This is a genomic window from Peribacillus sp. R9-11 (assembly GCF_031345095.1).
In the GTDB taxonomy this organism is placed as follows: domain Bacteria; phylum Bacillota; class Bacilli; order Bacillales; family DSM-1321; genus Peribacillus; species Peribacillus butanolivorans.
Genome location: NZ_CP133763.1, coordinates 186,858 through 208,863, shown reverse-complemented (window position 1 = coordinate 208,863; position 22,006 = coordinate 186,858). Strand labels below are relative to the sequence as shown.

Below are 22,006 nucleotides of genomic sequence, written 5' to 3'. Positions count from 1 at the left end.
CTTTAATCATCTTCTAATGAAAAAAAAGATTGAAAGGATATGAGCTTCCCTCATGTCCCTTCAATCTAATGATTTCCGTACTTTCCTATCCCAATGCCTTAATAGAATAAAATAATTAATTTAGTATTTTTTTGAAAAACTATGATATACTTAGTCAAACCTTTTAAGCGTTTTACTTTACTTGTACCATTTACCCTGCTCAATCTTTGAGCAGGTTTTTTTGACTTTCTTTTTACAAAACAAAAAGACAGACCCTATAACTAGGATCTGTCTTTATTTGTTTTGAAATTATGCTTTTTGAACGTTAGAAGCTTGAGGTCCACGTTGACCTTGCTCTACTTCAAAAGTAACTTCTTGACCTTCGTCTAAAGATTTGAAACCTTCGCTTTGGATAGCTGAGAAATGTACGAATACGTCGTCTCCGTTTTCGCGTTCGATGAATCCAAAACCTTTTTCTGCGTTAAACCATTTCACTTTACCTTGTTCCATTGTTGTTGCCTCCTAGTGCATTTAAGCACATTGTATTACTATCCTTGCTCTAAGTCATCATCGAAAACGAAAAGTAGTACTTTTAGTATCCTTAGTACCGAACAAAAATAATTAAGACTAAGCATAACATTAAATGGCAGCGATTGCAAATAGTTTAAGTAAACTTTTTTCAAGCAATTTTTAATACTCTTAAAATTCGACTTCAATCAACTTCTATATACTAAAGTGGGTCGGACCACATAAGCACTTTTTTACTTTTTAGGAACTGTTACTCCTATCGGCCGATAATGTATGATTTTAACAAGTTGCTCAGCCATATATTCAGGTGTATTTTTAAATTCATCCTGTACCCATTGTATGATCATTCCCAATATAGAATAAGCATGATAACTAGCAAGCAAGTCTTTATTAATGGCTTTGTCATCACTTCCTACTAATAAGTCCTCTAGAGATAATTGTTTTATGACAGTCCCCAATCTGTTCTGAAAACCAGACAAGGCCGTTGGCTTCAATATCATTTGGTAAAAGGTCCTATGATTTTCTACATGATGAAAAATACGTATAGTAGAAGACTGCAACCGTTCTATATCCAAAACCTCAATAGTCTTGTAAGGTGCTTGATACGATTCAATTAAGTCATTCATCACGTCATCAATCACGTCATTAAACAAGTCTTCTTTGTACTGAAAATGCTTATAAAAAGTGCCACGATTAAGATCCGCTCGTTGTACGATTTCTGAAATTGTTATTTCTCTAAATTCTTTTTCAACCATTAAAGATATAAGGGCCTCTTTTAATGTAGCTATAGATTTTTTTACCCGCCTATCCATTTCATAACCTCCAACACATTTTAATGCACATACTTTCATTTATTTGTCTATTAATAAACAAATTATGGTTTATTTGCTGATTGTACCTCTTTATATAGGGGATTATAATATAGATATTGAAAGTTAACAAACAAGTGTTCATTAAGTATCCAGTAATTAAACATTATGAATCTGGGGGAACAAATATGAAATTACAAGGGAAAGTAGCCGTTGTTACAGGCGCTGCATCTGGTATGGGGAAAGAAATCGCGGTTCTTTACGCAAAAGAAGGAGCAAAAGTAATCGTTTCGGATATTAATCTAGAAGCGGCACAAGCAGTCGTTTCTGTTATCGAAGCAAACGGTGGCACAGCTGCTTCCATCTTAGCTAACGTTGCTAAAGAAGAGGACGTACAAGCCATGATCGACCTTGCTGTTGAAAAATATGGTACTCTGGACATTTTAGTAAATAATGCAGGCATCATGGATAACTTCATTCCAGCTGCTGAAATTACAGATGAACATTGGGAACGGCAATTTGCAATCAATACAACGAGTGTAATGCGCTCAACAAGAAAAGCCCTTCCAATCTTTCTTGAAAAAGAAGCAGGAGTAATTGTGAACATTGCCTCTGCTGGCGGATTATTCGGTTCAAGAGCAGGTGCTGCCTACACAGCTGCTAAACATGCTGTAATGGGTTTTACAAAAAACGTTGGCTTCCAATATGCAACAAAAGGTATCCGTTGTAACGCCGTTGCCCCAGGGGCCGTAGCCACAAATATCGGTACAACCATTAATCAGCCAAATGATTTTGGTATGGAGAGAGCAATGGTTGGAATCAACGTCAACCCTCGTGTGGGAGATGCTACAGAGATTGCTAAAGTAGCTTTATTCCTGGCTTCTGATGACTCGAGCTTCGTGAATGGAACAGTTGTTACAGCTGATGCCGGCTGGACTGCTTATTAATTTATAAAAAACTCACTGACGCCTTTCTCAGTGAGTTTTTTTAATGATTATCTTACCTTTTTTATTTTTCGGTAATAAACTTTTCGACCATTTCCTCTAATAAGGCTGATTCTTTTGCCAAGTCTCTGTTTTGTGCCTTTAATCCGGTCATAATGTTACTTTGTTGAATAGCAGCAGCAGAAATTTGTTCAGTTGTTGCTACTCCCTCTTCTGAGATTGCAGCGATTTCCTGAATAGATGCTAAACTTTCATCTGAGGATACATTAATTTTTTGCGAATGGTGCGCTAATTGTTCTGTTCCTTTCAATAGTTTTTCTACAGAATCAAAAATCTTATTGAAAATCTCACCATTGTTCTCCACTAAGGATACTCCATTTAATATATCTTGGAAGCTCTCATCATTATTTTGGATAACTTTTGCGGTTTGTTCATTAATTCGCATGATAGATTCAGAAATAACATCAATGGATTCATCTGTTTGTACAGCCAGTTTTTGCACTTCGTGGGCAACTACAGCAAAACCTCTGCCTGCATCCCCCGCTCGTGCAGCTTCAATAGAAGCATTCAAGGATAGCAGGTTCGTTTGAGAAGCAATGATTCGTATTAAACCAATCACTTCATTTATCTTAACTACATCCTCTTCCAAGCTCACCAAATTGGCTTTACTCGCTTGGCCATTTCCCATAATTTTATCCATCTGACTCGTTACATCCTGTACTTGTTTACTCCCCTGTTCAGCAAGTTTGTTCGTATGTAGTGTAAATTCGTTCATTGTATTCGTTTGCTCGCTCATTAAACGAATTGTATCCGTTAAATCACTGATCATATTAGAAATTCGGTCAATATGGTGGGCCCGTTCTTCTGAAGCTTTTGCTTCTTCCGTTGTCCCTGTTACGATCTGATCATAGGATTCTACCATCTCTTCAAAAGATTGATGAATGGACACTGTGGTTTTATTCATCGTTTGAGCACGTTCACGGACATTTTGAATAATATGGGACAAGCTCACTCGCATATCTTCAAACCCGTGTGATAGATCCCCAATTTCATCTTGTCGAACACTAGTGATAGGTTTACTTAAATTCCCTACTGCCATTTCACTTGTGAAACCAACTAGTTCATTAACAGGACGGGAAATTTGTCTCCCTATAACATAAGCGCTTATAGCACCCAATAATACTGCACTTATTAAAAATAGAATATTAAAGACAATCATTTTGCTTTTCATCTCAGGAATAAACGAAGCATCCATATCAATACCTACAATAGCATCCGTTCCTTCGATAGGTGTAAAGTAAGACTTGTGTGTGCCCCATTTATCGTTATAGATTTCACTTAACACTTCTTCTTTTCCATTTATCGATTTTGCCTGTTCTGGTGTAAACGGGGATTCCACCATGAAATCCTTGCTGCCATTCAAGGCCACAATGACATCTGAATCATTCTCCCGCTTCAGGACATAAACATATTCAATGCCTTTTCTCTTTTCAACGAAGGCATCTAATTTTCCCAAGATAGCTTCTCCCTGATCTGAAGCATTTTCTATCAAATCCGGATCAATGCTTGCAGCCAAACTGCGGGCATTTTCAGATAGCCGCTCATCAAATTGTGGAAGGACATTTTCATTAATCATATTATTAGTAATATATGAAAAACAAAAATCCATAGCACCTGCAAATAGTACGAACGGAATTATGTAGAATACGAATAATTTAGCTAGTAAAGATCGTTTTGGATTTAGCTTTGCAATTTTCAACCTTACATCCTCCTTAGATTAAAGCCAGCTCTTTTATAGTTAGAAAAGGAAATAAATCTAAATGAAGCAATTGAAGATTCTTGTTCAAATCTTCACTTCTATAAAAGATGATTGCCATACTTCGATCATTTTGAAAAGGAAGCTGTCTATATTCCAAAATATGTTCAAACTCATTTTGAAGTCCTATATGATTAATCCGTTCAACATCTTCTAAATTTATTTCCAATGGAACCTCTGCAAAGAAAAAGCTATAAATATTATCGTCCATCTCTTCCAATATTCGATTCCAATCAGGTTTCGTTCCTAAGAAATAGTGTTCATACATATTCATCCCATAGGCATGATACCCTAGATCTGTTGTGCCCGCTCCCGCAAAACGCAAGGGATTAATTTCTATGGGAATAACCCTGTCTCCCTTTTTGCGAATTTCAAAGTGTACAGGGTAATTCCTTAGGGGTAGAACAGTTTGGACTTTCTTCATAAACTGTAGGGCATCATCATAGATTTCATTTACTGCTATCTTCGACGTGTAATAGATTCGATCGGATGTATCATAATCATCCTTAAATAAACGTTTAAACGCGTTCAATATAATTGGTTCACCATCCTGATTAAAATAACCATCAATGGCATATTCCTCTCCCTGAATCCACTCTTCTATTAAAACAGTCTGAGAACCTACTACTGTTGAATCATACAATCCATCGGAATGCAGTAAATCTTCCTTCAAATGGCTTACGGCTATATCCCAATCCTGTTCATTCTTAACTTTGTGTACCCCTACACTTGAGTAGCCAATATTAGGTTTGATAACCACAGGAAACGGAATTTGTTTTTTATCCATATCACTTATTATGGATAGATCAATTTCTTGGAAATAGAAATCAGGATATAATGATTTCGTTAGATTACGAACCTTACTCTTATCTTTTAATAACTTAGACCATATGTATTCATTGCTATTGGGTTGAAAATGACCTAATAATGTAATGCCATTCTCAGAGTTTGTAAGAATCCTTTTGCCCATTTCCATAGACTTAAAAAACTCCGTATCTTTTTGAATGTTTAGCTTTTCTGATGATAGTGTGTTTCTCCATCGCCCATGCTCCAACACTGGAATCTGCTGTTTCTCTAATACCTTTAGAAGAATTGGTGACACAATGGGCTCATTCAAAATAATCATGTTTTCCACCTAACTTATACTGTTTTATGTATCCCCATATTTAATCGGTTAAAAGTGGTAAGTATTTAGCTTATATAGGTATTTATTATTATTTAATTAAACAATAGTCACAATATAAATAACAATACATAATTCTTTTTACCTAATTTTATCCAAAAAAATACAGAAGTATGTCGATCTTCATTACACGTCCCTCTGAACAGAACAGGTAAATGGTATCCAATGATATTTTTTTGACATAACAAAAAGCCCGGATTCTATCCAGGCATTCCTTTTTCCTATTTTTAAAAGTGATAATAATTTCTTTTACCTATAAACAATATTTATATTCCTTTATTGTCGCAATGGCTCAAAAAAGGAATTTTCCAAAAACCTTTAGAGTACCTTTCTCTATAAGTCCCGCCATTGCACAAAACACCCTTAGGATGGTTGATATTTGGATTTCGCATAACAAGTGAATCTATAAAACTATGAAGGAATAGAGATTACCTAATAATTCATGTACTCTCACCGATTCCTAAAAACAAGCATAAAAAAACGTGCCTTAGAATAAATTCTAAGGTGTTGGTTTTTAATAAAGTTTGATTAAAATTAATTGAACTGAACCCAGAATAATCCGATTTTTTTATTTCCGCCAAAAAGTTGAACAGTCCGTCTTATCCAAAATATTAAACTCGATCATTTTCTCAAGTAATGAGAAATCAACCGGACTATCCCACTGGATACGTACCAACTGCTTGGTGTGATCATGGCCAGCCTGCACAATTTCATCAGAAAAATGAATAATCCCTGCCCTTTCAGGGGCAACAGCCAAATGATGTTTGGCTACGCTAAAGCCAATAATAAATGTGCCATGATCGGTAAACATAGGCTGATTCCACGCAATTTTTGGCATTAAATTTGGGAATTTCTTAGTTACCCAAACCAAAACTTCTTCCGTTCGGTCCCGATGTTGCGGGTTATCAATACTCGCTAAATATTCTATAAAAACTTCCATGTCATTCTCTCCTAAAATAAAAAATTATTTTTGAACGATGTAATTTTTCATGCCAATACGCCATGACATCAATTGCACCATTCGCAACCTCATCCGTATCTTTGACAGGATACCTAGACACCTCAAAAGTCGCCTTTTGTTCATCCATAGTTTTTTTACTTCTTCTTCAATTTCGACAATGCACAATCGCTTTGCAATCTAACCTCATTGTGTGTTTATATAATAAAGCTGTTTAATTTTGCTCTTAAAGATGCAGCAATTACCTTCCGATAGATTTGATAGATGGTATTAAATGACTTTATTATTTTTCAAACAAATTTATTGTCACTGCACACCAATTCCTATTCCTCGGCCTTCTTTAATCCACTTATCAACTTTAGATGTTCTCGCTCTTTTAGGCATAAAAAAACACCCCTTTAGATAATCATATCCAAAGGGGTGAAACGGTGCAACTTTTGAAAAAACGGTTAAACTTTATTTCAAAACTACATAAGGCACGTTATATTCATTCCAGCTTACTCAACCGTTACACTTTTCGCAAGATTACGTGGTTTATCCACGTCACATTCGCGGTGCAAGGCAGCGTAGTACGCAATGAGTTGCATCGGGATAACAGAGATAAGGGGTGTTAATAGTTCGTTCACTTCCGGGATGACAAAGCGATCATCTTCTTCTTCCAACCCATTCATAGAAATAATGCATGGGTTAGCACCACGGGCAACGACTTCTTTGACATTACCACGGATGCTTAGGTTGACGCCTGCTTGCGTAGCAAGAGCTATAACAGGTGTACCTTCTTCAATCAAGGCAATTGTTCCATGTTTAAGCTCACCACCAGCAAAGCCTTCTGCCTGGATGTAAGAGATTTCTTTCAGCTTAAGCGCCCCTTCAAGACCAACATAGTAGTCAAGGGACCGGCCGATGAAGAAGCAGTTTCTTGTAACAGACAAATATTCATGGGCAATAGCTTCCATCTCTTCTTTCGAATCGCATAGAGCTTCCATTGCTGTCGCAACAATTCCAAGCTCCTTAACAAGGTCGAAATCAAACTCTAGGTTACGGAATTGTCCAGAAACATTTGCTAATATAGCCAATACAGCTACTTGAGCTGTGTAAGCTTTTGTAGAGGCAACTGCAATTTCAGGGCCAGCATGCAGCAAGAGCGTATAATCCGCTTCACGTGACAATGTAGAGCCCGGTACGTTTGTAATGGTTAATGCTTTATGACCAAGCTCTTTAATTGCCACTAATACCGCACGGCTATCCGCAGTTTCTCCACTTTGGGATATGAAGATGAAAAGCGGTTTTTTCGATAATATCGGCATGTTGTATGTGAATTCCGATGCTACATGGACTTCAACCGGAATTTCAGTCATTTTTTCGATGAATTGCTTACCAATCAAGCCTGCATGATAGCTAGTTCCACAAGCGACGATATAGATACGGTCAGCCTCAGTTACTGCTTCTGCAATACTATAATCGATTGCCAGTTTGCCTTCTTCATTTTGATAAGCTTGAATAATTTTACGTATGACAGCAGGCTGCTCGTCGACTTCTTTAAGCATATAATGAGGATACGTACCTTTTTCAATATCACTCGCATCCAGTTCAGCAGTGAATGGCTCACGAAAAACTTCTTCGTTAGAAAGATTCTTAATCGTTACCTCTTCATTTGTCACTATAACCATTTCTTTATCCATCAGTTCAAGGAATTGATCTGTGACTTGCAACATAGCCATTGCATCAGAAGCGACAACGTTAAAGTCTTTCCCTACACCAATTAGCAGCGGGCTTTTATTTTTTGCGACAAAAATGGTTTCATCATTTTCAGCATCTAAAAGGGCAATGGCATATGAGCCTTCTAAAAGAGTGAGTGTTTGACGGAACGCCTCTTCTACTTCCATACCATCGTTTACAAACTTCTCTATAAGTTGAACGATGACTTCCGTATCTGTCTCACTTTTAAAAGCAACATCCTTCAAATATTCCCGTTTTAGAATCGCATAGTTTTCAATGACCCCATTATGAACTAAAGTCAAGCGACCTGAATTACTTTGGTGAGGATGAGCATTATCACGACTTGGCACACCATGAGTGGCCCAGCGCGTATGACCTATTCCAGTATGTGCAATAGTTTTTTCATCCACAGCTCCACGGAGGTCTGCAATTCGTCCCTTTTCCTTAAAGATTGTCACACCTGAATCATTTTTGACAGCAATCCCTGAAGAATCGTAACCGCGGTATTCAAGCTTTTCAAGACCTTTTAATAGAATTTCTTTCGCATCATTAAGTCCAATATATCCAACAATTCCACACATAATTTCTGTTCCTCCAACCGATTCGAGGGAACAGGAATGCACGGGGGCATCCCTGCCCCCTCATCTCTGATATTTATTTTTATAAAGGAAATGCTTATAGCCTTTTTTCCCTTTGTGCATTTCCAATCCTTTGTGCAGTAAGTTGCCCTACTGTTTTAAGATTGAAATTACTGCGGCTGTGCACTTCAGCCGGGAGGTATCCGCCGATCATTCGATAAACCTCCTCCTCGTCAACTAAGCCATTCTCGACCAAGCTTAGTTCAGGCGCTTTTGTATTTCCTTTTCTCCCTGCCTACCCTCCTTTAAACAAAATATGTTTTAAATCAGGATAATCATACCTTACAAAAGGGACATAGGTCAATTCTTTGTTACCTTAACCAATGAAAAAAACACTTCTTTATAAAAATATGCATAAAAGGATATTCTGTTCCTTTTATGCATATGATTAGTTATTCGTTTATTCCCATTTCCGCTCTCACCACAGAGACGATGCGATCAACATAACGATTGCATTCTTCTACAGTTGGTGCTTCAGCCATAACACGGACAAGAGGTTCAGTTCCAGATGGTCTAACCAATATACGCCCGTTTCCTTCCATTTCTGCCTCAACATCTTTAATGACTTCCTGCACCTTTTCATTATCAGTTACAGCATGCTTGTCAGTCACTTTAACATTGATAAGCGTCTGTGGATATTTTTTCATCTCATTTGCAAGCTCTGATAAGGGTTTTTGTGTTTCACTCATAATGTTTACAAGCTGTAAGCCTGTCAATAAGCCATCCCCTGTCGTATTATAGTCCAGGAAGATAATATGCCCGGATTGCTCACCGCCAAGGTTGTAGCCGCCTTTTCGCATCTCTTCTACAACATAGCGATCGCCCACTGCTGTTTGGGCACTTTGTATTCCGTGCTCCTCAAGACCTTTATAAAAACCTAGGTTACTCATGATTGTAGAAACCACAGTCCCCTGTTTCAAACGATTGTTTTCTTTCAAGTATTTCGCACATATATACATAATTTGATCGCCGTCAACTATATTTCCTTTTTCATCTATGGCAATGATGCGGTCGCCGTCACCATCGAAGGCAAGTCCAACATCGGCCCCTTTTTCTTTTAAGAATTCAGCAAGTGCTTCAGGGTGCGTGGAACCTACCTTATCATTGATGTTCAAGCCATTGGGCGATGCCCCCATTGTAGAGATATCTGCATCTAGATCCGCAAACAAATGCATAGCCAAGGATGAAGTCGCGCCATGTGCACAATCAAGCGCAACATGAATGCCTGTAAAATCTTCATCGACTGATTGCTTTAAGTACTGGAGATACTTTTGTCCACCTTCGAAATAGTCGTTTAGATGGCCTAAATCTCCGCCTACCGGACGTGGAAGTTCATCTTTTTCTAAATCTAACAATGTTTCAATTTCCGCTTCTTGATCATCCGATAGCTTAAAACCATCCGGACCGAAGAATTTAATACCGTTATCTGCAACCGGATTATGTGAAGCAGAAATCATAACGCCTGCTTCAGCACTTAACGCCTTTGTTAAATAAGCAACTCCTGGTGTTGAAATTACACCAAGACGCATAACTTCAGCCCCAATAGATAATAGACCAGCAACTAGTGCACCTTCCAGCATTTCACCTGAAATACGTGTATCGCGTCCTATCAGCACTTTAGGTTTTTCTGTATTTTTAGTAAGAACGTAGCCGCCAAAGCGGCCTAGTTTAAATGCCAACTCAGGTGTTAATTCGCTATTCGCTATACCCCTAACTCCGTCTGTTCCAAAATATTTACCCATCTTTTTATCGCTCCTTCTTCGAATCGTTACTAAATTAAATGATGTTAAAGGAAGGTTATGTTTCTTCTTCGTCTTTTTGAGTAATAGAGACCTTAGCCGTTTTTGAATCTAGTTCCCAATTCACTCCTGCAGGCGCTTTTACTACCAGTTCTACATCATGTATACCTTCATCTAAATTACTCACATCTACTGTAAGAGTAATGTCGTTTTTAGTTATTTCTTTCAAATCATCCGCTTTCCCACGCAAAGTAATGCTTGCTACATCGGATTCCAATTCGGCTTCTTGGTCTTCCTGTATACCTACAGGTTCTATTTTTAAATTGGTGAAAGTTTTAGTCTCGATGGCAGGTGGTTCATCCTCTTCAACTACCTCTTCTTCGACTTTTTCGACTTCTTCGACTGCCTCTACATCCTCTACATTCTCATCTTCTACATCAATTTTTTCTGTATTAATTTTGACCTTTGCCTTACCCAAGGACATTTTTTGTACACTTTCTGGTTTAGTAAGATCCAATTCCAATTCGGCATCTCCATCAATTTTGGAAATATTAACAGGGAGATTTATTTCGCTTATTTGTTCAAGGCTGGCTTCTGACCCATAAAGGATTACCTCTTTTGGATCGACACTTATACTCTTAATACGGATGCCGTCCTTTACTTTTCCAGTTTGCTTAGGTGCAATGGTTACCGTTTTCGACGGGATACTAACTTTTAGTGACACTGCAACTGAAGCAGGTTCAATCGTAACATCCAACTTGTTTAAGTCCCGGTCAAGAGCTTTTACTGTCGCCTTGCCGTTCATCGTTTCGTTAAGACCCTTACTTATTTCAAGATTTGCCTTAACATAGGAAATTTGTTCAATTACATCTTTAGCCCCAGTTATTTTAACAGTTTTAGGGTCGACTGTTGGCTGTCCAGCGGTATAACCCTCTTCAAGTAAAGAATTATTATATTCTGCTTCGACGGAGAATTCCTTCGTCACTCGTTCCTGAACATTGACTTCTGCATATTCAGGCTCGATTGTCGCCACTAACTTTTCGTTTAAATCGCTTATTTTGAAGGTAACAGTTCTGTCTCCCATCGAGATTTCAGGATCAGAAAGGTCTACATATACTTTAAAGTCTCTTTGGTTTTTTGCACTTATCAGTAGGCTTTTAGCTCCCTTTAAAGTAACATCCACCGTTTCTGGTACTCCGCTCACCACCAAATTTTCACGGTCATAGTACACTTCAACCGGTACATTTTCAATGGTTTCCGTACTAATCTCAGGGGCAGTAGATAAACCAAGAGATTTTTTATCTGACTCCATCTCAAAATTAACGGAGATGAATAACAGAGCTGCCAAAGCAAAAGCAACAATTCTCATAAACCATGTACTATTGGTATATTTATCCATTTTTCTTCCCCCTCCAATTCCAGATACTCGAGGAAGTTGTTTTGATATTTTCCACTACCAGTTCACTAGTAAGCATTGCCCTAAATGACTCTTGATTCAAATCTCGGAACAGTTCTCCATTTTTAGTAACAGAGATTCCTCCCGTTTCTTCAGATACAACGATTGTAATACTATCCGTCACTTCACTCATACCAATAGCTGCCCTATGCCGAGTACCAAGTTCTTTTGAAATGAACGGACTTTCTGATAAAGGCAGATAGCAAGCTGCAGCTGCCACCTGGTTATTTTGTAAAATCACTGCACCATCATGGAGCGGCGTATTAGGTATAAAGATATTAATAAGCAACTCTGAAGAAATATAGGACTTTAGAGGAATCCCTGTTTCAACATAATCGCCCAGTGCCGTTCCTTTTTCAATCGTAATCAAGGCTCCAATTCGCCTTTTCGCCATATAAGTGGACGCCTTTAATATTTCTTCTACTAAACGCTCTTGCTGGTTCTCTTCTGGAACGCTACCTCTTGTAAAGAGCTTCCCACGTCCTAATTGTTCAAGCGCTCTCCTCAGTTCAGGTTGAAAAATGACAAGAATCGCCAGTACTCCCCAATTCATGACTTGTGCCATTAACCATCCAAGTGTATTGAAACCAAACAGGTTGCTTAAGCTTTTTACAATGACTATTACAAAAATTCCTTTGAGCAGCTGTATAGCCTTCGTGCCTCGAATAATAGTTAACAATTTATATATCACAAACCAAACAAGGAGAATATCAATGAAATTTACTACATAGTCCCAAACATTCAAATTGGATAAAGACATGTTGTTTCCTCCAGTCAGTATTACTCCAAATAACAATAACAATCGTTATGTAATAACCTTAATAGTATACCATTTTTTAAATAATACTTCTAAAACTAGTGTGATAAAGTTACATGTTAAGGTCTAATGAAGTAAAAAATCCCCTCCTTTTACAAAGTAAAGCTGAGCGATGGCACCGTATATTGAAAACGATGCATTCGCTCAGCTCATCTTACTCCTTATTCCCTTTTTCCTCTTTAATAGGAAGCACAGACGTTGCGGTATCCTTAATTTTGTACCACATCCACTCAAAAGCTTGGTCAATAACATGGATGCTTCCGGTCACATTCCCCGCCTTAGACATATAATTATGTCCATTAATGACCGTCACATCTCCCTTCACTTCACCTTCAATTCGAATGTTACCGTTTTGAACTACCACATTCCCCTCAACGGTCTCACCTGCAGGCACAATCACCGTTTCTCCTTCGACTAATAAATTAGATTGCTTGGAAACTGAAAAATGTTCGTCCTGATTATATGTGGAAAAAAGAGAACCTGTCATCAATACAATGAACACGGCTGCTGCCGTCATAAAAGGATGGCTTTTTAACCAACGTTTGGCACCCGTTGTTTTCGTTTCCTTTGGCAATTGAGCCATTACCCTTGCTGTAAAGTCATCTGGAGCCTTAATATGGGAGGTACTTTGTACAAGAGCGACTGCCTTTTTCATTTCATGAAAATAATCCCGGCATTCAGCACAAGTATGCAAGTGATCACGTAAAGCTTCTTTATGCTCTGGTTTGATGTCCTCATCTAAATAATCATGCATATAATCAATGATTTCCTCATGGTAGTTCATTTTTCTCACCTTCTTTTTATAAATGGCGTAGTTGTTTACGCAAGGCTTCCCGACCACGATGTATTCTCGTCTTAACCGTGCCGACTGGCAAATCAAGTATTTCACTGATTTCCTTTAACGATAATTCTTCAATGTACTTCAATACGATTACCGACCGATATTTCTCCGGCAACTTCATAATTTCTACTTGAATGGTTTCCTGAAGTTCTAAAGATTCAACTTCATCCTCGGGCTTTGCCATATCTGATGCAATTTGGGAATACATATTCAATCCCTCAGTTCCACTAACTTCTGCATCCAAATAGTAATCCGGCTTTTTCTTACGAAGACGGTCAATGCAAAGATTCGTCGCAATACGGTATAACCACGTAGAAAATTTCATTTGTATATTGAAACTACGAATATTCACAAAGGCTCTAACAAAGGCCTCTTGTGCCAAATCTTCTGCTTCTTGCCTGTTTCCGAGCATCCTAAAACATATCTGGAAAACTTTGTCCTTGTATAGTTCGACAATTTCCCCAAATGCATTATGGTCTCCCTTTAATACTTGATTAATTCTCTCTTTAATGAGTGCATCCATTTTCCGGTTTTTACCCCCGCTCATGCGGCTATACGATTATTACGAATCGTAAGCTAAAAGGTTTCAAAATTTATTACTTTAATTTTAACAAAGTTTTACAATTTATGTTTAAGAAAAAAAAAACAAGGCTATATAATTAAAAATTGTAAAACCTAAGGGAGTGAATCGCTGTATGACTGCTGAACAAATTTTAGATCATATTGAACTATACAGACAGAAAATGATAATTTTAGCTTCCCGCTCCTCGATGGTTGATAATGAAGTTATTGAAGTAAGCAGTAAACTAGATGTTTTGATCAATCAATACTTCCATTTAACTAAAAATGGAAGCCAAATCGACCGATGTGCTCTAAAGTGAATATGGAGCTGAGATTACAACCATATAAATATAGATATTATAAAACCATCCTGAAAAATCAACTTACGTCTTCTAGCATATAAAAAACAGTAACCTAACACAAGCTGGTTACTGTTTCTTTTATTTTATCAGTTATACTAGCTTTTCTCCAAATAGCGAGCCCATTAAGGCCACGGCAACGATTGCGGTTTTATTACGTTCATCTAAAATAGGGTTTACCTCAACAAATTCAGCTGATGTAATTAACTCAGACTCCGCCAGCATTTCCATAGCCAAATGACTCTCACGATAACTAATACCACCAATTACCGGTGTTCCTACCCCAGGCGCATCCGCGGGATCTACTCCATCCAGGTCCAAAGAAAGGTGAACACCATCTGTTCTTTCTCTTAAATAATCTATACACTCTTCCATGACTCTAGCCATTCCCATTCGGTCAATTTCATGCATTGTAAACACTTTAATCCCTTTTTCACGTATTAATTCTTTTTCACCTTCATCTAATGAACGTGCCCCGATAATTACGATATTTTCTGGTTTTACTTTAGAAGTTGAACCATGAATATTGACTAGATCGGGATGGCCAAGCCCCATACTGACAGCTAGAGGCATACCATGTATATTCCCTGATGGTGAAGTTTCCTCCGTATTTAAATCTCCATGTGCATCATACCAAATTACACCTACATTTTCATAGTGCTTCGAAACCCCTGCGAGTGTTCCGATGGCTATCGAATGGTCTCCCCCAAGAACGAGCGGGAATGATCCGCCTTGTATAATTTTATCTACTCTTGTTGCTAATTGAATGTTTCCCTTAGCAACTAGCGATAAGTTTTTTAAATTTGTACCAGATTTCTGTGCATTTTCAGGGCGTCCTACTACTATATCTCCTAAATCCTCAACTTCTATTTTTAATCGTTCAAGCCGTTCGACAATCCCTGCACAGCGGATTGCACTCGGTCCCATATCCACCCCTCGTCTCGCCTGACCAAGATCCATAGGTAGACCGATAATGGAAATTTTCTGAATAGACATATAATTCCCCCTTTCTACCATTTTATATCTTATATGCCTAGTGGTTCAACTGAACATTTATATGTATAAAGATGCAGCTAATTAGCTTTTTTACCGTATTTACTCTTTGTCTTAAAATCCCTAATTGAACCGTTCTCTTATTAGAAGGTAAAAGTAATAAAAGTTAGATATTTAAAATAAAAAAAGTCTTAAGCCGTAATCGGCTTAAGACGTAAGTTTTAGTGTATGTAGTTAGATGGTGGAGCCTAGCGGGATCGAACCGCTGACCTCCTGCGTGCAAGGCAGGCGCTCTCCCAGCTGAGCTAAGGCCCCTAAAGGAATAAATATATAGTAAGCGGAAGACGGGATTCGAACCCGCGACCCCAACCTTGGCAAGGTTGTATTCTACCACTGAACTACTTCCGCAAATGGCTGGGCTAGAAGGGATCGAACCTTCGCATGACGGAATCAAAATCCGTTGCCTTACCGCTTGGCTATAGCCCAATATATAATATGTATAATTAATATTCAACAAAATAAAAAGGTGGTAATCATATATTTCCCTTTTACAGAGAATATATAACTGATCCACAGGTTTTTATTAAAATGGTGGAGGGGGGCAGATTCGAACTGCCGAACCCGAAGGAGCGGATTTACAGTCCGCCGCGTTTAGCCACTTCGCTACCCCTCCGCAATATATGGTTGTAAATGGTGCCGGCAAGAGGACTTGAACCCCCAACCTACTGATTACAAGTCAGTTGCTCTACCAGTTGAGCTACACCGGCAAATATTTTTAAAATAAAATGGTGGAGGATGACGGGATCGAACCGCCGACCCTCTGCTTGTAAGGCAGATGCTCTCCCAGCTGAGCTAATCCTCCGGACTAATAAGTATATAATGGTGACCCGTACGGGATTCGAACCCGTGTTACCGCCGTGAAAGGGCGGTGTCTTAACCGCTTGACCAACGGGCCGATATTTTATGATAATAGATAGATTGGGAAGCTCCCAAGCGGATTCGAACCGCTGACCTCTTCCTTACCATGGAAGTGCTCTACCTACTGAGCTATGGAAGCATATGGCTCCGCAGGTAGGACTCGAACCTACGACCGTTCGGTTAACAGCCGAATGCTCTACCACTGAGCTACTGCGGAATAATATAATGTTTCCTAATACTCATTTAAAGATTTTAAATGAATAGCCTGGCAACGTCCTACTCTCACAGGGGGAAACCCCCAACTACCATCGGCGCTGAAGAACTTAACTTCCGTGTTCGGAATGGGAACGGGTGTGACCTCTTCGCCATCATTGCCAGACTATATTCATTTTTTTGAAGAAATTTTCATTCCTTCAAAACTAGATAATAAGAAGGTATTTCATTTTTTAAAGCGTGGTTAAGTCCTCGATCTATTAGTATCAGTCAGCTCCACATGTCGCCACGCTTCCACCTCTGACCTATCAACCTGATCATCTTTCAGGGATCTTACTAGCTTGCGCTATGGGAAATCTCATCTCGAGGGGGGCTTCATGCTTAGATGCTTTCAGCACTTATCCCGTCCGCACGTAGCTACCCAGCTATGCCTTTGGCAAGACAACTGGTACACCAGCGGTGCGTCCATCCCGGTCCTCTCGTACTAAGGACAGCTCCTCTCAAATTTCCTGCGCCCGCGACGGATAGGGACCGAACTGTCTCACGACGTTCTGAACCCAGCTCGCGTACCGCTTTAATGGGCGAACAGCCCAACCCTTGGGACCGACTACAGCCCCAGGATGCGATGAGCCGACATCGAGGTGCCAAACCTCCCCGTCGATGTGGACTCTTGGGGGAGATAAGCCTGTTATCCCCGGGGTAGCTTTTATCCGTTGAGCGATGGCCCTTCCATGCGGAACCACCGGATCACTAAGCCCGACTTTCGTCCCTGCTCGACTTGTAGGTCTCGCAGTCAAGCTCCCTTGTGCCTTTACACTCTACGAATGATTTCCAACCATTCTGAGGGAACCTTTGGGCGCCTCCGTTACTCTTTAGGAGGCGACCGCCCCAGTCAAACTGCCCACCTGACACTGTCTCCCACCCCGATAAGGGGCGCGGGTTAGAATTTCAATACAGCCAGGGTAGTATCCCACCAACGCCTCCACCGAAGCTAGCGCTCCGGCTTCTCAGGCTCCTACCTATCCTGTACAAGCTGTACCAAAATTCAATATCAAGCTGCAGTAAAGCTCCACGGGGTCTTTCCGTCCTGTCGCGGGTAACCTGCATCTTCACAGGTACTATAATTTCACCGAGTCTCTCGTTGAGACAGTGCCCAGATCGTTACACCTTTCGTGCGGGTCGGAACTTACCCGACAAGGAATTTCGCTACCTTAGGACCGTTATAGTTACGGCCGCCGTTTACTGGGGCTTCGGTTCAAAGCTTCGCTTGCGCTAACCTCTCCCCTTAACCTTCCAGCACCGGGCAGGTGTCAGCCCCTATACTTCGCCTTGCGGCTTCGCAGAGACCTGTGTTTTTGCTAAACAGTCGCCTGGGCCTATTCACTGCGGCTTTTCCGGGCTATTCACCCTAAAAAGCACCCCTTCTCCCGAAGTTACGGGGTCATTTTGCCGAGTTCCTTAACGAGAGTTCTCTCGCACACCTTAGGATTCTCTCCTCGCCTACCTGTGTCGGTTTGCGGTACGGGCACCTTACATCTCACTAGAGGCTTTTCTTGGCAGCGTGGAATCAGGAACTTCGGTACTATATTTCCCTCGCCATCACAGCTCCGCCTTAATGGAAACGGGATTTGCCTCGTTTCCGGCCTAACTGCTTGGACGCGCATATCCAACAGCGCGCTTACCCTATCCTTCTGCGTCCCCCCATCGTTCAAACGATGTATAGGTGGTACAGGAATATCAACCTGTTGTCCATCGCCTACGCCTTTCGGCCTCGGCTTAGGTCCCGACTAACCCTGAGCGGACGAGCCTTCCTCAGGAAACCTTAGGCATTCGGTGGAAGGGATTCTCACCCTTCTTTCGCTACTCATACCGGCATTCTCACTTCTAAGCGCTCCACCAGTCCTTCCGGTCTGACTTCAACGCCCTTAGAACGCTCTCCTACCATCGACACCATACGGTGTCAATCCACAGCTTCGGTGATACGTTTAGCCCCGGTACATTTTCGGCGCGGAGTCACTCGACCAGTGAGCTATTACGCACTCTTTAAATGATGGCTGCTTCTGAGCCAACATCCTGGTTGTCTAAGCAACTCCACATCCTTTTCCACTTAACGTATACTTTGGGACCTTAGCTGGTGGTCTGGGCTGTTTCCCTTTCGACTACGGATCTTATCACTCGCAGTCTGACTCCCAAGAATAAGTATTTGGCATTCGGAGTTTGACTGAATTCGGTAACCCGTTGGGGGCCCCTAGTCCAATCAGTGCTCTACCTCCAATACTCTCATCTTGAGGCTAGCCCTAAAGCTATTTCGGAGAGAACCAGCTATCTCCAGGTTCGATTGGAATTTCTCCGCTACCCACACCTCATCCCCGCACTTTTCAACGTGCGTGGGTTCGGGCCTCCATTCAGTGTTACCTGAACTTCACCCTGGACATGGGTAGATCACCTGGTTTCGGGTCTACGACCTCATACTCATTCGCCCTATTCAGACTCGCTTTCGCTGCGGCTCCGTCTTATCAACTTAACCTCGCATGAAATCGTAACTCGCCGGTTCATTCTACAAAAGGCACGCCATTACCCATTAACGGGCTTTGACTACTTGTAGGCACACGGTTTCAGGATCTATTTCACTCCCCTTCCGGGGTGCTTTTCACCTTTCCCTCACGGTACTGGTTCACTATCGGTCACTAGGTAGTATTTAGCCTTGGGAGATGGTCCTCCCTGCTTCCGACGGGATTTCTCGTGTCCCGCCGTACTCAGGATCCACTCAGGAGGGAACGAAGTTTCAACTACAGGGTTTTTACCTTCTTTGACGGACCTTTCCAGATCACTTCATTTACCCCGTTCCTTTGTAACTCCATGTTGAGTGTCCTACAACCCCAAGAGGCAAGCCTCTTGGTTTGGGCTAATTCCGTTTCGCTCGCCGCTACTCAGGAAATCGCATTTGCTTTCTCTTCCTCCGGGTACTTAGATGTTTCAGTTCCCCGGGTCTGCCTTCAGTACCCTATGTATTCAGGTAAAGATACTGTTCCATTACGAACAGTGGGTTTCCCCATTCGGAAATCTCCGGATCAAAGCTTACTTACAGCTCCCCGAAGCATATCGGTGTTAGTCCCGTCCTTCATCGGCTCCTAGTGCCAAGGCATCCACCGTGCGCCCTTTCTAACTTAACCGTTAAAAAAGATCTTACTGATGCTTTGAAAAAATTAATTGCCTTCTATCTATTATCTAGTTTTCAAGGAACAAAGAAGAAAAAATTCCATCACAACGTGATGAGATCTTTCGTATCTGAATGAATTACTCATTCAAAACTGAACAAAACAAAAGCGCTCTCGTATTTATCCTTAGAAAGGAGGTGATCCAGCCGCACCTTCCGATACGGCTACCTTGTTACGACTTCACCCCAATCATCTGTCCCACCTTAGGCGGCTGGCTCCATAAAGGTTACCTCACCGACTTCGGGTGTTACAAACTCTCGTGGTGTGACGGGCGGTGTGTACAAGGCCCGGGAACGTATTCACCGCGGCATGCTGATCCGCGATTACTAGCGATTCCGGCTTCATGTAGGCGAGTTGCAGCCTACAATCCGAACTGAGAATGGCTTTATGGGATTCGCTTACCTTCGCAGGTTTGCAGCCCTTTGTACCATCCATTGTAGCACGTGTGTAGCCCAGGTCATAAGGGGCATGATGATTTGACGTCATCCCCACCTTCCTCCGGTTTGTCACCGGCAGTCACCTTAGAGTGCCCAACTGAATGCTGGCAACTAAGATCAAGGGTTGCGCTCGTTGCGGGACTTAACCCAACATCTCACGACACGAGCTGACGACAACCATGCACCACCTGTCACTCTGTCCCCCGAAGGGGAACGCCCTATCTCTAGGGTTATCAGAGGATGTCAAGACCTGGTAAGGTTCTTCGCGTTGCTTCGAATTAAACCACATGCTCCACCGCTTGTGCGGGCCCCCGTCAATTCCTTTGAGTTTCAGCCTTGCGGCCGTACTCCCCAGGCGGAGTGCTTAATGCGTTAGCTGCAGCACTAAAGGGCGGAAACCCTCTAACACTTAGCACTCATCGTTTACGGCGTGGACTACCAGGGTATCTAATCCTGTTTGCTCCCCACGCTTTCGCGCCTCAGTGTCAGTTACAGACCAGAAAGTCGCCTTCGCCACTGGTGTTCCTCCAAATCTCTACGCATTTCACCGCTACACTTGGAATTCCACTTTCCTCTTCTGCACTCAAGTTCCCCAGTTTCCAATGACCCTCCACGGTTGAGCCGTGGGCTTTCACATCAGACTTAAGGAACCACCTGCGCGCGCTTTACGCCCAATAATTCCGGACAACGCTTGCCACCTACGTATTACCGCGGCTGCTGGCACGTAGTTAGCCGTGGCTTTCTGGTTAGGTACCGTCAAGGTACCAGCAGTTACTCTGGTACTTGTTCTTCCCTAACAACAGAACTTTACGACCCGAAGGCCTTCTTCGTTCACGCGGCGTTGCTCCGTCAGACTTTCGTCCATTGCGGAAGATTCCCTACTGCTGCCTCCCGTAGGAGTCTGGGCCGTGTCTCAGTCCCAGTGTGGCCGATCACCCTCTCAGGTCGGCTACGCATCGTCGCCTTGGTGAGCCATTACCTCACCAACTAGCTAATGCGCCGCGGGCCCATCTATAAGTGACAGCCGAAACCGTCTTTCCATCTTCTCTCATGCGAGAAAAGAACGTATCCGGTATTAGCTCCGGTTTCCCGAAGTTATCCCAGTCTTATAGGCAGGTTGCCCACGTGTTACTCACCCGTCCGCCGCTAATCTCAGGGAGCAAGCTCCCATCGATTCGCTCGACTTGCATGTATTAGGCACGCCGCCAGCGTTCGTCCTGAGCCAGGATCAAACTCTCCGAAGAAATGTTTGACTTGCTCATTTTGCTTTTTTTGATAGTGTGTGCTCACTTAAAAAAATTAACGTTGGCGCTTTGTTTTGTTCAGTTTTCAAAGAGCAATTTGTTTCACTTTATCTCTTAGCGACTTTTAATATCTTAACATCTTATCTCTGCTTCGTCAATAACTTTTTTTAAAAAAGTTTTTTTTGTTCTTTTTTAAAAGCTATTATCTTGCAGCAACTTTTATAATATACCAGCGTATAAATTAATAGTCAATAGATTTTTTAAATTTAATTCACTTTTAAAAATCAGGACTAATTCTTCTCATTAAAGTTTGTTTTTACTTTCATATAAATAAGGCATTCCTTTTCTGTACTTAGCCTTTTAAACAATCTGAAAAGGATATTATATTTTTCATTTATAGCTCTTTTAACTATGCAATCGATTCTATCATCTTGTAAATCAAATAATATTTCATCCATCTCTCTTTTTAAGAGGTACTCTAATTCCTTCTTTTCTTTTTCATTAATCAATAAGCCAAGCATAACTCACACCTCCATCAGTCATTTTTCCCCATTCATCTTAATTTTATGAATTTTTATATTGATTTTTTTGCATAACGGAACAGCCTCTGCATAAATATGAAAACAAGAGCTTTTG

At 41.0% G+C, this 22,006-nt stretch carries 16 protein-coding genes, 9 tRNA genes and 3 rRNA genes; 2 read left to right on the top strand and 26 right to left on the bottom strand.

From position 1 onward, the window contains the following. Positions 1 to 288 precede the first annotated feature (288 nt). Together RE409_RS01125 and RE409_RS01120 are read right to left on the bottom strand one after the other, a co-directional pair. Positions 289 to 489 carry a cold-shock protein gene (locus RE409_RS01125; RefSeq protein ID WP_034304915.1) on the bottom strand — a complete coding sequence of 67 codons (201 nt, stop codon included), beginning with the start codon at positions 487 to 489 and terminating at the stop codon, positions 289 to 291. A 251-nt stretch (positions 490 to 740) separates the two neighbouring features. Beyond that, on the bottom strand, positions 741 to 1,319 hold the full coding sequence (locus tag RE409_RS01120) for a TetR/AcrR family transcriptional regulator (protein WP_201250175.1): 579 nt from the start codon (positions 1,317 to 1,319) through the stop codon (positions 741 to 743). Positions 1,320 to 1,504: 185 nt separating this feature from the next. On the opposite strand from RE409_RS01120, the gene RE409_RS01115 reads away from it, so the two are divergent. Beyond that, a complete protein-coding gene (locus RE409_RS01115) occupies positions 1,505 to 2,263 on the top strand; it encodes an SDR family oxidoreductase (RefSeq protein ID WP_056525958.1) in 759 nt (252 codons plus the stop codon). A 61-nt stretch (positions 2,264 to 2,324) separates the two neighbouring features. Here RE409_RS01115 and RE409_RS01110 read toward each other — a convergent pair whose 3' ends face one another. From RE409_RS01110 to sigW, 10 genes are all read right to left on the bottom strand, one after another. After that, positions 2,325 to 4,019 (bottom strand): methyl-accepting chemotaxis protein, encoded by a 1,695-nt coding sequence (locus RE409_RS01110; protein ID WP_309558382.1) that lies wholly within the window; start codon positions 4,017 to 4,019, stop codon positions 2,325 to 2,327. A 13-nt stretch (positions 4,020 to 4,032) separates the two neighbouring features. After that, positions 4,033 to 5,202, bottom strand: a complete 1,170-nt coding sequence (locus RE409_RS01105) for an ATP-grasp domain-containing protein (protein WP_201188252.1) — start codon at positions 5,200 to 5,202, stop codon at positions 4,033 to 4,035. A gap of 625 nt (positions 5,203 to 5,827) precedes the next feature. Continuing rightward, positions 5,828 to 6,199, bottom strand: a complete 372-nt coding sequence (locus tag RE409_RS01100; protein WP_201222435.1) for an iron chaperone — start codon at positions 6,197 to 6,199, stop codon at positions 5,828 to 5,830. Position 6,200: 1 nt separating this feature from the next. Continuing rightward, positions 6,201 to 6,347: a hypothetical protein gene (locus RE409_RS01095; protein ID WP_201222437.1), complete on the bottom strand. Its 147-nt coding sequence runs from the start codon at positions 6,345 to 6,347 to the stop codon at positions 6,201 to 6,203. Between the two features lie 367 nt (positions 6,348 to 6,714). Beyond that, positions 6,715 to 8,517 (bottom strand): glutamine--fructose-6-phosphate transaminase (isomerizing), encoded by a 1,803-nt coding sequence (glmS, locus tag RE409_RS01090; protein ID WP_201222439.1) that lies wholly within the window; start codon positions 8,515 to 8,517, stop codon positions 6,715 to 6,717. A 449-nt stretch (positions 8,518 to 8,966) separates the two neighbouring features. Then, entirely contained in the window at positions 8,967 to 10,316 is a 1,350-nt protein-coding gene (gene glmM, locus RE409_RS01085; RefSeq protein ID WP_056525971.1) for a phosphoglucosamine mutase, read from the bottom strand. Between the two features lie 55 nt (positions 10,317 to 10,371). Then, positions 10,372 to 11,712 (bottom strand): CdaR family protein, encoded by a 1,341-nt coding sequence (locus tag RE409_RS01080; protein WP_201250177.1) that lies wholly within the window; start codon positions 11,710 to 11,712, stop codon positions 10,372 to 10,374. Further along, complete coding sequence (cdaA, locus tag RE409_RS01075) at positions 11,705 to 12,529, bottom strand: diadenylate cyclase CdaA (RefSeq protein WP_056525977.1); 825 nt, start codon at positions 12,527 to 12,529, stop codon at positions 11,705 to 11,707. The genes RE409_RS01080 and cdaA overlap by 8 nt, the downstream gene beginning before the upstream one ends. 211 nt (positions 12,530 to 12,740) lie before the next feature. After that, positions 12,741 to 13,370: an anti-sigma factor family protein gene (locus RE409_RS01070; RefSeq protein WP_201188245.1), complete on the bottom strand. Its 630-nt coding sequence runs from the start codon at positions 13,368 to 13,370 to the stop codon at positions 12,741 to 12,743. Positions 13,371 to 13,386: 16 nt separating this feature from the next. After that, the gene (gene sigW / locus RE409_RS01065) at positions 13,387 to 13,950 is read right to left on the bottom strand and encodes an RNA polymerase sigma factor SigW (RefSeq protein WP_098176663.1); all 564 of its coding nucleotides are present in this window, start codon (positions 13,948 to 13,950) and stop codon (positions 13,387 to 13,389) included. A 172-nt stretch (positions 13,951 to 14,122) separates the two neighbouring features. Between sigW and RE409_RS01060 the strand changes: the two genes are divergently transcribed. Beyond that, on the top strand, positions 14,123 to 14,308 hold the full coding sequence (locus RE409_RS01060; protein ID WP_098176662.1) for an aspartyl-phosphate phosphatase Spo0E family protein: 186 nt from the start codon (positions 14,123 to 14,125) through the stop codon (positions 14,306 to 14,308). 132 nt (positions 14,309 to 14,440) lie between these two features. Here the strand turns inward: RE409_RS01060 and rocF are convergent, their stop codons facing one another. From rocF to RE409_RS00990, 14 genes are all read right to left on the bottom strand, one after another. Further along, a complete protein-coding gene (rocF, locus tag RE409_RS01055) occupies positions 14,441 to 15,343 on the bottom strand; it encodes an arginase (RefSeq protein WP_056525989.1) in 903 nt (300 codons plus the stop codon). 236 nt (positions 15,344 to 15,579) lie between these two features. Beyond that, positions 15,580 to 15,655, bottom strand: a tRNA-Ala gene (locus tag RE409_RS01050). A 21-nt stretch (positions 15,656 to 15,676) separates the two neighbouring features. Further along, positions 15,677 to 15,748, bottom strand: a tRNA-Gly gene (locus RE409_RS01045). A gap of 3 nt (positions 15,749 to 15,751) precedes the next feature. Beyond that, positions 15,752 to 15,826 (bottom strand) — tRNA-Gln (locus RE409_RS01040). A gap of 103 nt (positions 15,827 to 15,929) precedes the next feature. Further along, positions 15,930 to 16,013: transfer RNA gene (locus tag RE409_RS01035), tRNA-Tyr, on the bottom strand. An 18-nt stretch (positions 16,014 to 16,031) separates the two neighbouring features. Beyond that, a tRNA-Thr gene (locus tag RE409_RS01030) sits at positions 16,032 to 16,107 on the bottom strand. Positions 16,108 to 16,126: 19 nt separating this feature from the next. After that, positions 16,127 to 16,202: transfer RNA gene (locus tag RE409_RS01025), tRNA-Val, on the bottom strand. An 18-nt stretch (positions 16,203 to 16,220) separates the two neighbouring features. After that, positions 16,221 to 16,295, bottom strand: a tRNA-Glu gene (locus tag RE409_RS01020). Between the two features lie 29 nt (positions 16,296 to 16,324). Then, positions 16,325 to 16,397, bottom strand: a tRNA-Thr gene (locus RE409_RS01015). 3 nt (positions 16,398 to 16,400) lie between these two features. Then, positions 16,401 to 16,475 (bottom strand) — tRNA-Asn (locus RE409_RS01010). 46 nt (positions 16,476 to 16,521) lie between these two features. After that, positions 16,522 to 16,637, bottom strand: a 5S ribosomal RNA gene (gene rrf / locus RE409_RS01005). A gap of 74 nt (positions 16,638 to 16,711) precedes the next feature. Then, positions 16,712 to 19,644, bottom strand: a 23S ribosomal RNA gene (locus RE409_RS01000). Between the two features lie 175 nt (positions 19,645 to 19,819). Then, a 16S ribosomal RNA gene (locus RE409_RS00995) occupies positions 19,820 to 21,370 on the bottom strand. The 16S, 23S and 5S rRNA genes sit together here with 9 tRNA genes alongside, the layout of an rRNA operon. A 290-nt stretch (positions 21,371 to 21,660) precedes the next feature. Next, positions 21,661 to 21,891: a hypothetical protein gene (locus tag RE409_RS00990; protein ID WP_201188239.1), complete on the bottom strand. Its 231-nt coding sequence runs from the start codon at positions 21,889 to 21,891 to the stop codon at positions 21,661 to 21,663. Positions 21,892 to 22,006 lie beyond the last annotated feature (115 nt).